This window comes from Microcoleus sp. LAD1_D3 (assembly GCF_036702135.1).
In the GTDB taxonomy this organism is placed as follows: domain Bacteria; phylum Cyanobacteriota; class Cyanobacteriia; order Cyanobacteriales; family Microcoleaceae; genus Microcoleus.
In genome coordinates this window covers 29,070-43,487 of the sequence record NZ_JAUBSB010000020.1, presented here as the reverse complement: position 1 = coordinate 43,487, position 14,418 = coordinate 29,070, and the positions used below count along the sequence as shown (strand labels likewise).

14 protein-coding genes are annotated in these 14,418 nt (G+C 47.8%); 3 read left to right on the top strand and 11 right to left on the bottom strand.

The annotated features are described in order from the left end of the window. Nucleotides 1–208: 208 nt before the first annotated feature. From argJ to rpsF, 4 genes are all read right to left on the bottom strand, one after another. Entirely contained in the window at nt 209–1,450 is a 1,242-nt protein-coding gene (argJ, locus tag QUA74_RS14020; protein ID WP_333329681.1) for a bifunctional ornithine acetyltransferase/N-acetylglutamate synthase, read from the bottom strand. 314 nt (nt 1,451–1,764) lie between these two features. Then, nucleotides 1,765–1,905: a hypothetical protein gene (locus QUA74_RS14015; RefSeq protein WP_333329678.1), complete on the bottom strand. Its 141-nt coding sequence runs from the start codon at nt 1,903–1,905 to the stop codon at nt 1,765–1,767. A 61-nt stretch (nt 1,906–1,966) separates the two neighbouring features. Beyond that, a complete protein-coding gene (locus QUA74_RS14010) occupies nt 1,967–2,161 on the bottom strand; it encodes a hypothetical protein (RefSeq protein WP_006631905.1) in 195 nt (64 codons plus the stop codon). A gap of 824 nt (nt 2,162–2,985) precedes the next feature. Beyond that, nucleotides 2,986–3,321, bottom strand: coding sequence for a 30S ribosomal protein S6 (gene rpsF / locus QUA74_RS14005; RefSeq protein ID WP_006631907.1), 336 nt, complete (start codon nt 3,319–3,321; stop codon nt 2,986–2,988). A 15-nt stretch (nt 3,322–3,336) separates the two neighbouring features. Here rpsF and QUA74_RS14000 point away from each other — a divergent pair, with 15 nt between their 5' ends. The 3 genes from QUA74_RS14000 (at nt 3,337) to QUA74_RS13990 (ending at nt 4,821) form a co-directional block, all read left to right on the top strand. After that, nucleotides 3,337–4,254 carry a carbohydrate ABC transporter permease gene (locus tag QUA74_RS14000; protein WP_445302148.1) on the top strand — a complete coding sequence of 306 codons (918 nt, stop codon included), beginning with the start codon at nt 3,337–3,339 and terminating at the stop codon, nt 4,252–4,254. Nucleotides 4,255–4,344: 90 nt separating this feature from the next. Continuing rightward, nucleotides 4,345–4,488 carry a hypothetical protein gene (locus QUA74_RS13995; RefSeq protein WP_333329672.1) on the top strand — a complete coding sequence of 48 codons (144 nt, stop codon included), beginning with the start codon at nt 4,345–4,347 and terminating at the stop codon, nt 4,486–4,488. Between the two features lie 75 nt (nt 4,489–4,563). Then, nucleotides 4,564–4,821, top strand: coding sequence for a hypothetical protein (locus QUA74_RS13990; RefSeq protein WP_333329669.1), 258 nt, complete (start codon nt 4,564–4,566; stop codon nt 4,819–4,821). 36 nt (nt 4,822–4,857) lie between these two features. On the opposite strand, the gene QUA74_RS13985 is transcribed toward QUA74_RS13990, so the two are convergent. The 7 genes from QUA74_RS13985 to glyA form a co-directional block, all read right to left on the bottom strand. Then, complete coding sequence (locus tag QUA74_RS13985) at nt 4,858–7,428, bottom strand: HD family phosphohydrolase (protein WP_445302147.1); 2,571 nt, start codon at nt 7,426–7,428, stop codon at nt 4,858–4,860. A 432-nt stretch (nt 7,429–7,860) separates the two neighbouring features. Continuing rightward, a complete protein-coding gene (locus QUA74_RS13980) occupies nt 7,861–9,009 on the bottom strand; it encodes an ADP-ribosylglycohydrolase family protein (protein WP_333329666.1) in 1,149 nt (382 codons plus the stop codon). A gap of 166 nt (nt 9,010–9,175) precedes the next feature. Further along, nucleotides 9,176–9,616, bottom strand: coding sequence for a type II 3-dehydroquinate dehydratase (gene aroQ / locus QUA74_RS13975; protein ID WP_242718570.1), 441 nt, complete (start codon nt 9,614–9,616; stop codon nt 9,176–9,178). 105 nt (nt 9,617–9,721) lie between these two features. After that, nucleotides 9,722–9,859 carry a hypothetical protein gene (locus QUA74_RS13970; RefSeq protein ID WP_242718572.1) on the bottom strand — a complete coding sequence of 46 codons (138 nt, stop codon included), beginning with the start codon at nt 9,857–9,859 and terminating at the stop codon, nt 9,722–9,724. Nucleotides 9,860–10,158: 299 nt separating this feature from the next. Then, complete coding sequence (locus QUA74_RS13965) at nt 10,159–11,415, bottom strand: competence/damage-inducible protein A (RefSeq protein ID WP_333329661.1); 1,257 nt, start codon at nt 11,413–11,415, stop codon at nt 10,159–10,161. 90 nt (nt 11,416–11,505) lie between these two features. After that, nucleotides 11,506–12,561, bottom strand: a complete 1,056-nt coding sequence (locus QUA74_RS13960) for an MraY family glycosyltransferase (protein ID WP_333329658.1) — start codon at nt 12,559–12,561, stop codon at nt 11,506–11,508. Nucleotides 12,562–13,015: 454 nt separating this feature from the next. Continuing rightward, entirely contained in the window at nt 13,016–14,299 is a 1,284-nt protein-coding gene (gene glyA / locus QUA74_RS13955; protein ID WP_333329655.1) for a serine hydroxymethyltransferase, read from the bottom strand. Between the last annotated feature and the right edge of the window lie 119 nt (nt 14,300–14,418).

Here is a 14,418-nt window from a genome sequence, read left to right as displayed (position 1 = left end):
TCTTTGTAAGGGCTTCAGCGATTTTAAAATGAGTAGCAAAAAAGCTGAGATTAAGTCGGTGAGTAAAGGTTTCAGATTTTTAAATTTCCCCCCACGGGGGGAAGTTGAGTTTAAATTGTGTGAAATTTGCCTTTAACCCGCTCTCGTCTGGTTGTGTTTCTGTAGGCGCGGTTTCTAACCGCCCGGACTTGTAACCGCCTGGACTTATTTAAGTCGTATACTCCGCATTAATCTTCACGTAGTCGTAACTCAAATCGCATCCCCAAGCTTTTGCAAAACCGCTGCCATTCCCGACACTAACCTGAATTACAACCGTATCAGCCTTCAAATATTCTCCCTCCGCAGCCGCTTTCATATAATTACTTGCTGCCGCGCGATCGAACTCTTTAGGTTGCCCGTTTTCCATCATCAAAAAATCCCCCAATTGAATCCGCAAATTCTCTTGATCGAAAGGTACACCAGCGCGCCCAGCCGCCGCCGCAATTCTGCCCCAATTCGGATCGCGTCCGAAAATAGCAGCTTTCACCAAAGAAGAACCGACAATTGTTTTGGCAATTTTACTCGCAGAAACTTCATCCAGCGCGCCACTAACTTGCACTTCTACCAGACAAGTTGCACCTTCGCCGTCACGGGCGATCGCCTTTGCTAAATGTACGCAAACTTCTGTTAGCATCGCCTCTAATTTTTCAGCATCCGCCCCCATTTCCGTAATTGCCGGTGTGCGGGATTGACCGTTGGCCAAAGCAATTAGTGAATCGTTGGTACTGGTATCGCCGTCAACAGTAATTTGATTGAAACTTCTGTTAGCAGCCCGACTCAGCATTTCTTGCCACAAATGCGATGACACTGCTGCATCGCAAGTTACAAATGCCAGCATTGTTGCCATATTCGGGTGAATCATTCCCGAACCTTTGCAAATGCCGCCGATGCGGACGGGTCGATCGCCAAACATGGTTTCCAGGGCGATCATTTTGGGCACTAAATCAGTCGTACAAATAGCCTTAGCCGCCGCATCGGAACCAGTTTCCGATGCCTCAGCAACTAATCGCGGAATTCCCGCCCTCAGCGGCTCCATTTTTATCCGCTGTCCGATGACGCCAGTGGAGGCCAAAAGAATAGATTCTGGAGGAATATTCAGCGCTTCTCCCAACAATTTGGCACTTTCGAGGGCATCTGCCCAACCTTGTTCGCCAGTAGCAGCATTAGCTTGTCCCGCATTGCACAAAATTGCTTTGGCGCTGGGTTTAGCTTGCAAACGCTGGCGGCAGTAGTCCACGCAAGCAGCCCGGACAGTCGATATTGTGAAAACTCCAGCGGCGATGGCGTCTACCTCTGACAAAATTAAACTTAAATCTGGCAAGCCTGAAGGCTTCAAACCCGCTGTAATTCCCGATGCTCGATACCCTCTGGGTGCTGTAACTCCGCCGTCAATTTCTTTCCAGTCCGACATGATGACCTCCCTAGTAGCCTTCAATCTGCTGAAAGGGGATTATATCATTTTAGATTTTAGATTTTAGATTTTAGATTGCGAACAACTTAATTTTGTAAGGGTTTGCTCGTTTTCTGGTTCCCCGGCGTGGAAATGCAGTTCAGGGAGGCTGTGAGTCACTTTTTGTCTTTAACCAACCCCATAAAACTAATCGCGGCTTCCAATCTAGAGTTAGAACTCAAGAAGAAGTCGCGACGGTTTTGTAATTGACATTATTAATTTTTAGCTGGCAAACAACAAACTCGATTCAACTATCTCGCCGTTGAAAAAAGGAGTTATTTGCGATCGATACTCGCTGGAGAGCCAGCATCTAAACCAACTTCAGCAGACACACGGCTCAGCATTGATTCCTGACGGTTTTTGACGACGTGTTGATGGCGCATCATCAGGGTGCGGGCTTGTTCTTGAGTTGACATAACTGATTTCTCCAAACTATAGGTAATGACTTCGTAGACAATTGTCGAAATTGAGATTGCCCTAGCTCATAGTGGCGTTGCTGCGATCGTAACTGGCTTGAAAGCTGGGCTGCGGTTTGCCTTGAATATGACCCCAGTAGTGGGTATCTTCCATCCCGACTTCGGTGGCGGTGCGGTTGAGCATGGATTGCTGGCGGTTCTTCACCAGTTGGTGGTGGCGCATCATCAGAGAGCGAGCTTGATTTTCAGTAGACATATGCGGTTTCTCCGTATTCTTTAGATTAATGTTGAGCTGGTTTTTTCTTCTCTTCTATCACTATAACAGACAATTCTGTATCTAAAGCTACCAAATTAAAATTGTCACAAAACTTTACAATTGGGCTATGGGGCGAGAATCTCGATGCAGGTTGCAGGGAGTGCGATCGAGCTTGGGCTAGTGGATTCAGGCCCAACCTCAAGCAGCAGTGGGCAAAATTTGACAATATTCGTCTTCTAAGAGCCACATTGTGGCTGCTACGTAATTGCCAAGGGCAAAAATAACTTTATAGTTTGGTTCAGAGTTATAGATGCAGAATTTTGTCTCTCAAGGGAGTTGAATTTGCTTTAGTTAACAGTAAATTTAATAAATAGCGAATCACAATTAATTTACAATGATTAAGCAGCTATGCTCAAGCATAGTCAAGTTTTTTGTAGTCAACTAGATAATAGAGTTGAGCCAAAGTGAATCGCCCTCGCCATCCTCAAAATGCGAGCTTTCTTTGTTAATAAAAATAGATTAAGTCCCAGCAGTCTCTCCACAAAAAAGAGCGATCGTCCTCCCCTAGAAAAACAATCGCTCATTCACCTATAATTTCAATTAACATCAAGTCGCGCCCTTAAAAAACTATGCTGTACCCACAATTCCAGAGATCCCCCTAGCGTCTTTTTCAGGAGGATGCCAGGGGGAACGAAAGGCTCTGACGTTAGTTTTTCAAGTTGTGTGTACAGAGTAGCCCTTAAGAAAGGCGTGCCGGGGAATAAGCGGCCCTAATCGTCAAACCGTAGACTGGTACTACATAAGACGTTAAGTTGACACGAATGCTACTCGGCGACTTCAGCTTCAGCTTCCGCTTCAGGTGCATCTGGCACATCTTGCTTGATCGTCAAATAGCGAATCACTTCTTCGCTCAGACGCATCGCGCGCTCCAGGGTAAAAATTGCAGCGCCCGGAGCTGTATAGTTCATTTGAACGTATACTCCGTCCCGGTGCTTGCCGATTTCGTAAGCCAAACGGCGCTTGCCACGGTGCTGAGTTTCGATGCTTTCAGCACCTTGATCGCGCAAAATAGTTTGATATTTAGCGATCGCCTGGTCTGTCATTTCCTCACCCAAATCAGGGCGCAGAATGTACATAGTTTCGTAAATAAACGGTTTCATGGCAATAATCCCCTTATGGACAACAAGGCTTCTCACGAAGCAAGGACTTATTATCATATCCCAACAATGAACAATCTCAAAACTAAAAAACCAAATTCCCCAAACCACACTCCCTCGCCGTGGAGCACCCTGTGGACGTACAGCATCATGAGCGCGATCGCACTTTTAATGCTGTTTCCCTTGCTGTGGCTGCTCAGTACCTCCCTCAAATCCCCCAACGAAAACATCTTTCAATTTCCCCCGCAACTGTGGCCACAACAGCCAACCCTCGAAAACTTCATCAAAGTTTGGCAAACCAACCCCTTCGGCCGCTACCTGTTCAACAGCACCCTAATTGCCGGCCTCACAGTTAGCATCAACGTCCTCTTCTGTGCCCTCGCCGCTTACCCCTTAGCCCGACTCAAATTTCGCGGCCGCGAAGCCATCTTAATCACGATCGTTTCGACAATCATGATTCCCTTCCAAATAGTCATGATTCCCCTATACATATTGACAGTACAACTCGGACTAAAAAATAGTTATTTAGGCGTAATCTTTCCCGGACTAGCCTCAGCCTTCGGCATATTTTTATTACGACAAGCATTCCTAGCAGTTCCCAAAGAACTAGAAGAAGCCGCCCGCATCGACGGCTGTACAGAATTAGGCATTTGGTGGCACGTCATGATTCCCGCAATTAAGCCAGCTTTAGTCACTTTAGGAATTTTCGTATTTATTGGTTCTTGGAGCGACTTTCTGTGGCCGCTGCTAGTTTTAGACAGGCCGGAATATTACACTTTACCTTTAGGCGTAGCCAATTTAGCCGGGACATTTTCCTTAGATTGGCGTTTAGTTGCGGCGGGTTCCATTATTTCTATTGTTCCAGTTTTAGGACTATTTTTGCTCTTGCAAAAATACATTGTGCCAACAGAAACCGCTGCGGGAGTCAAAGGATAGAATCAACATAAAAAATCGGCGTTTAGCCACCTTCATCGGTGGTTAAAAATTAAAATCTTTGGAACTCACAAGTCACAAAATTTATTTTTTATGTACGAATTGCCAGACATCCGCTGGATTATCGATCGCGCTGCGGTCGTAGATACTATCATCGCTTGTGCAAATGCGATCGATGCCCAAGACTGGCAAAAATTGCGATCGCATCTAGCAGACGAAATAGATATCGACTATTGAGAATTTCGAGGGGAAACTCCCCGACGAGTAACCGCAGAAGAATACATAAAACAGCGGGTAGAAGGTCTTGCCGGTTTGCGAACGCTGCACGTCAGCACAAATCACGAGGTAACTATTAAAAGGGATGCTGCCCAATGTAAATCTGTGTACCGCATTTATCGACTTGACCCCGATCGCGAATCGGGACAGAATCGGCTGGATACAGGAGGTAACTATTTTCACTCCTTGATTCAAAGAGACAGACATTGGCTAATCACAGGAATCAAGCAAACTGTGGTAATTGTCAGCGGCAATACTCAAGTGCATGGCGCTTTGCGGGGTACATCGCAATAAAATCTAATTCACCACTGAAATGTCAGCTTATTTTTCCTAACTTAAAATTTTCTCCTTCCTGGGAGTAAAAACTGCGCTAGGATAAGCAATCCGCTTGTGATTGAACTGTTCCCAAACCCGCACAAAAATCTCCGCAATTAGAGACATATCCTCCCGCGTTAAACCCGAATCAATCAACTGATTATCCTGCCAGCGAGCCCTCAAAATCTTATTAACCATATTCAAAGCCTCTTCATGAGTAGCATCCTTGAGCGATCGCAAAGCAGCCTCGCAAGAATCCGCCACCATCAGAATTCCCGTTTCCCGTGACTGCGGAATCGGCCCGTCGTAGCGAAAATCCTCCTCCCTCACTTCCCGACTTTGGATGATTAACTTTGAATTATCCGCCTCTGGCAAAGCAATCTTTAAATCTTCTATTTCTTTTGCAGCAATTTGCTGCGCTTGGTGGTAGAAATAAGCAATTAACATCGTACCTTGGTGCTCGGGAATAAACGCCTGAATAGCCTTCGGCAATCGATGCTTCCGCGCCATCACCAAACCCTCGGTAACGTGCTTTTTAATAATCTCCGCACTCGCCCAAGGGTCATTAATTTCATCGTGTTTGTTGGTCCCGCCCATTTGATTTTCACAAAATCCGAGCGGGTCGTGCATTTTTCCAATATCGTGGTATAATGTGCCAGTTCTGACCAGCTCAACATTGCAGCCGAGCTCCCGGGCAGCAGCCTCCGCCAAACTCGCCACAAACAGGGTGTGCTGAAAAGTCCCCGGAGCCTCGGCAGCCAATTTCTTCAACAGCGGGCGGTTGGGATTGGCAAGTTCCGCCAGCCGGATCGGGGTAATCAAGTCAAAAACGTGTTCCAAATAAGGGCTGATGCCGATCGCCACAACGCTCCAAGCCAAACCGGCCAAACTTTGCGCGCCCACAGTACCGAGGACGACGTACCAAATCGCACCGACAGCGGCGCTGGCAATCAAAGTCCCCACCAGATAAACCGTGCCCTGAGTCAACCCAAGAGCTAAGCCCAAAAGAGCCAATTCCTCGCGCGATCGCAGCCGCCCGGCCATAAAAGCGCCCAGCAATCCCCCCGCCCCGCTAGCGACTAAATGAATCAACTCCACATTTAAGCCAATGGGCAGCAGCGCCGACAGCAGCCCCACCACAGTCACTCCCACCGCCGAACCGTAGAAGCCGCCCGCTAAAATCCCGATCGCCGGCAAACTCGTCCAAGGCAGCCCCAAACTCACCAGCACCGGCGCGCTCAAAGTCAGCAGCAGCAATAGCAAATGATCTCTCCGGCGCAAGCGGTAGTGCCTTTCCACCAGCAGTACGATCGCAATTGCCCCCGCGACTAAACAAACAAAACCCGTCAGCCCCAGCCAATTCACCCCCCGGCGACTCAAACCAAAATAGTCCAGCAACACGAAATCTTGCTGCGAGATCTCTTTTCCTTGTGCAACAATTATCTCGCCCTGATCTACTGCGATCATCACCGGTTTCACCTTTTGCGCCGCTAATTCAGCTAGCTGTTTGGTTTCCTCGCGATCTCTCACCAGATTTGGCTGCAAAATCGCTGTTAAACCCTCAACCGCCAAAGCTTGGGACTCTAACGGCACTTCATCAGCCACTTGCAGCTTCACAGCTTCTTTCAAAATCTCTTTTGGCAACCCCTGCGGGATACCTTGAGCCACCATCCTTTTTGCTGCCCGAGTCATGCCCGTTTGCGTTTTCTGCCAAGCTGCATCCGACAAATCAAATAGGGAGGTATCGTAAATCTGTGGCAACCGGGAAACCGACGGTTTTTCCAGCGCCTCCACAGCATTGAGATAGCGCCGACGAGCCTCGGAAATACTGTCTGTCAGGCTTTGAAAGTCTGCTGCCCGAACCGATCGGCTGTAAGCTTGCAGTTGAGCGATAGCATCCTGCCGAGACTTGTTCTCCGTCTGCCCAGCAACTGCGGGGGAACTCACACTCAATCGCTCGGAACTTGCACTTTTGTCACCCGCTTGCGCCAAAATCGATCGCCACTCCCACTCAGGACAGCTCCGCAAGTAAACCTGAGCCGCATTTGAGAGCGCCGAGGTACTCGCAAACGGAAACAAGCCTACCGCCCTCCGCAGCTCGCTCCCCTGCTGCAAAAATTGTTGCAATTCTTGATAAATTTGTCGCTCAACCTCCGGATCTAGCATTAATATCGCTACAGCCCCGATCCGCGCTGCTTTCCGCTGTTCTTCAGTAGTTTTGTAATCCGGGACGCTAGCAGTAGCAGGAGCCTTAATCGTCTGAGGAGCTTTCGTCCCCACATCCAGTTTCGGCTGGTTGTAAAAGCGGTGGCCCAGAGTGCTGCTTAGAGAAACTACAGCTACGAGCGCCAACATAGGGGAACGAGCTTGATTTTTGAGGCTTGATTTGGAGGTTTTACTTGAAAATCTAGTAAAATTCTCGGGCGGAGCCCATTTCTGGCGCGACAAACGGTTCAGAAGAGACCCGCCAGCGCGATCGGTATGTACTTTGCTGTCGCCATTTTGCACTTTAGCAATGTGTTGGCGCAGTGAGCGTGCAGCCCCTAGCTGCTCAATCTGCCGCATCAATGAGGAGAGCGTATTCATTTGTGTCGAAGATATATCACTGTTATCCAGCAGCTTTGTCAGAATTTCTGACTAGGCATCTTGATTGAGTTTATCCGAACTACCGTGGCTGAATATTCAACCCCCCAGGCTACTTTGCCTGACTATCGCCAGAAGTTGGCTTTCCCGACGGTAGCCAACAACGCAAGCAGCTTCTTTGCTTCCCTTGTCTATCTTGAACAGAACTCGCGCGCGAGGGCTAAAAACCGTGTTTCTCCGTAGATTATTCGTTTTCCAACCCCATATTCTCGTTTAAACCTGGCTTGTTGGGGCAGGCGCGTCCAATTTAATTTTTCACATTTAATTTTTCACTTTTTAATCTTTAATTGTAGCTCTCCTTCCACTTTCCCTTTTGAGTTGTTAATGGCTAATTGCTAATTTCTGGTTTCCCCTTACCGTTGAAAGCTCCCAACTTTATATTTTACGAGGTCTAATGACATAAGGTGCAGCCACCGATCGGGCTAGTGCTGCAGAATCCAGTCCGGCATCGGGCCTGTAAACTCCTGCCCAAACAGCAAACAGGTTATTTGCTAACTCTACAATTTTTGCATCGCTGCCAGTTCCCCAGAGCGAGGGTTCTCGACCCTCGGCTAGCTGCTGCGATTTAACCTCAGCCGAAGATACCTGTCGCCATTCTACAGGAATCGCAGCAACGCCGTTATAGGCTCCAGACAAAGCTCCCGTCAAAGCACAGGTTATTTGTCCAGCTATGCCACAGCGGGCAGCACGCACCACTGACAAGCGCAAGTCTTCTGGGGTGTTCAAAAAGCAGTAGAAAGCTAGGGCAATGGGAATCAAATTTCCTGGGTTGACAATTGACTTTGTTTGTATTTTTTTCTTGCCCTCGTCCTGTCTTTCTCGAAAAGCTGTGGCGCTTTTGCACAGGTGAGTTGCGGCTGTTTCTAAATCGGCTCCCTTTTCTAATAGTATTTGTACTTGCAGCAGCAGCTCTGTTAGGGCATTCTCTGTTTTCACGTAGGCAATTGTTTCCTCGATCGCTGTCGCGGGGTCAAGTCTTTCTTTGAGAGAGCGGGCGATCGTATATCCTACGGCTAAAATTGCTGTTTCCCATTCTGGCTTGTTTTCGTTTGGCCAAACCTCTATCGCCAGCATGATTTTTTCTCGCAGCTTGGCTTTATTTTCGTGAAAAAACATCGCAGCAGGCAACGCCGCAACGGCAGCTTCACAAGGATTAAAAATGCTTTCAAACTCAGTGCTTGGCGGATGGTAGATTTCCGACTTGGCAAATGCTTCCCAAGTATCGCGCCAATCTTTTAAATCTAAACCCCTACATCGAATTAAACTTTGAGCACACGCCACCGCAAGTCTCCCGGATGCGGATGAGTCTTTGCCACTTGGGATTTTGCTATTGAGGGAATTCAACGCGAATGTTGCCCCACCTATGGTCAATTGTTGGTGTTTCGTCAGGGGTAAAATCGAATCCAAGTCTTCTGTTTGCGAGGGAATACCCACGAGTTGCCTTTGGTATTGCAGGCCTATAGAGTCTCCTAAAACTGCACCCAGGATGGTTCCTTGAAACTTGCTCAACAGGGAATGCCGCATTTGAATTTAACTCAAGTTGTTAGTAATTGGTAATTTATAATTTATATTTTTTTTTGTATCCTTTTTTGCCAAATTCTTGTGATTAATTGGAATTAAACCCAAACATATAAGGGCTGGTTTTCCATCTAAAACCTGCCCTCATCCGATCGCTACAATCGGTAAATTTTTAATTTTTAATCAGGTAACTCACTAGAGCTTGCAGCCCCAGCAGGTAACTTTCCGATCCAAAACCGCTGATTTGCCCGATCGCCACCGCTGCGATAAACGAGTGGTGGCGAAAAGCTTCCCGCCGGTAAATATTGCTCAGATGAACTTCTACCGCAGGGATATTCACCGCGGCGATCGCGTCTCTAATTGCCACACTCGTATGAGTATAAGCTCCAGCATTAATCAATAAGCCTTGGTGCTGCCCTAACATCGAGTGAATTGCATCCACCAATACCCCTTCATGATTCGACTGCTGAATTGAGACTTGCACCTGGAGGGCTTGCGCTTCTCGTTCTAGCAACTTGTTGATATCATTTAAAGTCGCAGAACCATAAACTCCAGGTTCTCGCTGACCCAATAGATTCAGATTAGGGCCGTGAAGTACCAGGATATTTAACAATTTTAAAAATTCCAGCGCAACAAAAATTATGAGAGTTTTGACCTGGGATTTAGAACCAGTCTGCCACCTCAAACCTCAAACCTCAAACTTCTAATTCAGTCCCGACTACCTGCGATTCCTCGGTTGGTTGACAGGAATACGAATCGGTTCGAGTTCCGGTTCAGGTTCGGGACCCAGCAGTCCTTCTATCAGCTTGCGAACCCATTCTTTAATTTGTTCCAGCACCTTTTCAATGTCTTCCATTGAACGGATAGCTCCTTTTTTTATAGTCTAGATTGCTAAACCGACGGCTAAATATCTGAAAATAAGCAAGCACGACTTTGAAACCAAAGGTCAAACTTGCTTTCTCGCTTGCTGGTTGTTTTGAGCAATGGAGAGAGTCAGTATATTGGCTAATCAGTCCTATCTTATTATCATAACGAATCTTTACAGATAATCAAGAGGCAAAAGGAAAATTGCCGAATTATATCGGAGTATAGAGTGTTAAATAAAGCTTAAGCTTATGAATGACTGTTGACAATTGACCAATCGTAGGATTTTTTCTACGCTTTTGCCCACAATAATTTACGCCGGAGCCGATCGAGCGCCGTACAGCTACTCAGATGCCGAATCCAATCGCGGCCTCTGGCATCGCCAAAGCGGTATTCAAAACTTTCTGCGTCGCCGTGGGGCCCTGCTAAACCAACATAAACCAGTCCGACAGGTTTACCATCTGTGCCGCCTCCGGGTCCGGCGATGCCTGTAATGCTCAATCCCCAATTTGTATTGAGGCTGCCACGAACTCCCGCAGCCATTTGTTTTGCCACTTGGTGGCTGACTGCCCCAAATTCGGCTAAATCTTGCGGATTAACACCTAATAATCCTTCCTTAATTCGATTGTCGTAAGAAATAATCCCGCCTAAAAAGTAGCTCGAACTGCCAGGAACACCAGTCAGCATCGCCCCCAATCCACCTCCCGTGCAGGATTCAGCCACGCTAAGAGTTTGCCCCGCATCGAGCAACAATTGGCCCACAGTCGAAGCCAGGGTATCGCTATCAGCACCGTAACAGTCCGAGCCGGCAATTTGTCGCAATTGTTGTTCGATCGGCTCAATCAAGTTTTTCGCAGCCACGGACGACTCCGCGCGGGCCGAAATCCGCAGTTTGACTTCGCCGTGATTGGCGTAGGGAGCCACAGTAGGATTAGTTAAATTCAGAAAACTATCTACTTTTTCCGCCAATGCCGACTCAGCAATGCCCCAAAATTTCAATATGCGGCTGTAAATAGTTTCGCTGCACCAGCCGCCATTTTTCAGGTAAGGAACGGCGGTTTCTTCCCACATCAAGTGCATTTCCGCCGGTACGCCGGGAAATGTCATTACTGTCACGTTAGAAACTGGTTGCCAAATAATGCCCGGTGCAGAACCGCTGCGGTTCGGCAGAATGTCCGCAGTTTCTGGAATTAAAGCTTGTTTGCGATTGCTGGGACTCATGCTGCGTCCCCGCTGAGCATATTTGTATTCGATATCTGCGATAATTTCCGGCTTTTCTATGAGGGGAACCCCAAAAAAATCGGCGATCGTTTCGACTGTCAGGTCGTCTGGTGTGGGGCCCAGACCTCCGGTGAAGAGCAAAAGTTGCGATCGACTGACGGCGATTTCTAACACTTGTTTGATACGTTCTGGATTGTCCCCCACCACTGTTTGATAGTAGTGAGGGATTCCCAGACTCGCTAATTCTTTGGCTAAAAACTGGGCATTGCTATTAAGAATATCGCCTAACAGCAATTCAGTGCCAACACAAATAATTTCAGCAACCATTCAATTTTAGATTTTAGATTTTGGATTTTAGATTGGAGAATTAATTGGGGAATGACAACAGCCAACAGCCAACATTCAACATTCAACTAACTATCGAGCGTGTCTCCAAACTTTCCAGCTAGCATACCCCAGCAAACTTGTTGCACCCATAGCGTAAATTACGCCGCTGGGGAGCGAAAAAGCTAGGGCTAAACTTCCCACCCACAGTGTCAGCGAGTAAATAAATAAAACCGCAAATCGATGGGATAGCCCGGCTTGTAGAAGTCGGTGGTGGAGGTGGCGCTTGTCAGCAATAAACGGTGACTTGCCGTTGCGAAGTCGATCGAGAATCACCGCCGACATATCTAAAATCGGTACAGCTAAAATTAAATATGGCAGCAACACAGAAGTAACAGCCGTAGTTTTAACTAACCCAATTACTCCCACTCCAGCGAGAGTAAACCCGATAAAATAAGCCCCGCCATCTCCCATAAAGATTTGAGCCGGATTGAAGTTGTAGCGCAGAAATCCCAAGGCCCCGCCAGCTAAAGCCGCTGCAATCAGAGCCGCCGCGGGTTGGTGCATCGCCAGACTGACAATCAGCATTACAACTGCTGCAATCCCTGAAACTCCGGCAGCTAAACCGTCTAAACCATCAATCCAGTTGATGGCATTCGCCATGCCGACAAGCCAAATCACGGTAATTGGCAAGCTCAGCCAGCCAATATTAGTCAGTCCCAGGGAGGGAACTGTCAGAAACTCAATCTGTACGCCTGCCATCCAAACGATGCTGGATACGCCAATTTGCATGAGCAAGCGTTTGAAGGCCGAGAGCGAAAATAGGTCGTCTGCTAAACCGATGAGGAAGAACCCGATGCCACCGAGGGTGACTCCCCAAATTTCGTATTCGTCTTTGGGATTGAGCACTTGTCCGTTAGCATCGATGAAGCCTCCTGAGAGCCAGACAAATAAGAGGGCAGTGATAGTGCCGAGAAAGATGGAAACTCCTCCCAAGCGCACCATGGGCCGCTTGTGAACTTTTCGCTCGCCTGGCCGATCGACTCGCCCGCTTTTTAGACCAATTTTTTTGACTATTGGCGTACTCCAGAGGACGATGATCGCAGAAACCAGAAAAGCGAGTATGTGGTACAGATACTGGTACGGCATCTGAAATCAATTTTAAATAGTGCGGGGCAATTAGGCTGTCAGGCAGAGTCTACTACATTTCAGATGGCTTATAACAAGGAAACATCTTGAAGAGCGACTGGGGGTTTGGGAGTCGGAGATTTGCCGCAATGGCAGTTGCCCTGGGGCGAATTGTGAGGTTTTTCATTCATAACTCTCGAATTAACGATTTGAAATATGGACTCTTTCGCGAACAAAAAAGTCAATATTTGGCGAGCGGGCCCAGTTGAGTGGTATCTTTCGTAACCGACAAATACCGTTAGTCTAACCAGCCCCGCCCGACAAATATCTTTACTAAAAACCGTATTGGCGATCGATATTTTTGGTGAAAACCGCTTGTCAATATCGCTCCCGGCAACTCTCAATCTTTTCCTGCTCTTTTACCCTTTTACCCGTACACTTCCAACTACCAATTTCCCATTGCCGATCAGGAAAATTAAGCTAATGCCGGCACTCTCAAGTACAAGTGGGGATATAAGGGAAAGCGATCGCACAGTGCTGCTACTCGACGCAGGCAGTCGGCTGCGACGCTTTCATCATCTGGATTTAGCAGTCGATCGGCAATAATATTGCCAATCTCGGTAAATTCTGCTGTTCCCATTCCCCTGGTGGTCATCGCCGGCGAACCGAGTCTCAAACCGCTGGTGACAAAGGGCGATGCCGGATCGAAAGGCACGGTATTTTTATTAGCAGTAATATTCACACCGCTGACTAATTGGTCGGCTCGTTTGCCTGTCATGTTTGCCGATCGCAAATCAACTAGCATTAAGTGATTGTCCGTGCCGCCGGAAACGAGTTTTAAACCCCGCTGCTGCAACTGTGCAGCTAATGCGCGCGCATTTTCAATTACTTGACCAGAATAAGTTTTAAATTCAGGCTTTAATGCTTCGCCGAAAGCTACTGCTTTGCCCGCAATGACGTGTTCTAAGGGCCCACCTTGAGTGCCGGGGAAAACTGCTTTGTCAAACTTTTTGCCTAATTCCGGGTCATTAGTCATAATCAAGCCACCACGGGGGCCCCGCAGGGTTTTGTGAGTGGTGGTGGTGACTGCGTGACAGTGGGGGAGGGGGTTGGGGTGGTGTCCTGTGGCGACTAACCCGGCGATGTGGGCGATGTCGGCGAGCAGGTAGGCTCCGATTTCGTCGGCGATCGCTCTAAACTTCTCAAAGTCGATAATTCGTGAATATGCTGAATAGCCGCAAATTAGCAATTTCGGTCGGTTTTGTTTGGCCAGTGCCAAAATTTCCTCGTAGTCGAGCTGTTCTGTTTCTTGGCTGACGCCGTAGTGAAAAGCTTTGAACCATTTCCCCGATACGTTAACCGGCGAACCGTGGGTCAAGTGTCCGCCGTGGGACAAATCCATGCCCATAATTCCGTCCCCAGGCTCTAGCAAGCTCAAAAATACTGCAAAGTTGGCTTGAGCGCCGGAGTGGGGCTGGACGTTGGCGTGAGCTGCTCCAAAGAGCTGTTTGGCACGATCGATCGCAATTTGCTCGATGCCGTCAATAAATTCGCAGCCGCCGTAGTACCGTTTCGCTGGGAGTCCTTCGGCGTATTTATTGGTCAGCACTGAGCCTTGAGCTGCCATTACCGCTGCGGAGGTAAAGTTTTCGCTGGCGATGAGTTCTAGGTGGTCTCGTTGGCGCTGGAGCTCTTGCCCGATTAAATCGGCAATGAGCGGATCGGTTTTGGAAAGGAATTCTAAGTTAGTGTCCGTCACAATAATCAACCTTTTGACAGTTTTGGGATTGGGAATTGGGGATCTTATACCGTACTACGGATTTCGCACCATTGATATAAATATTACGTTGTGTTCAGGTTAAGCTGTTTGTCCCCAAC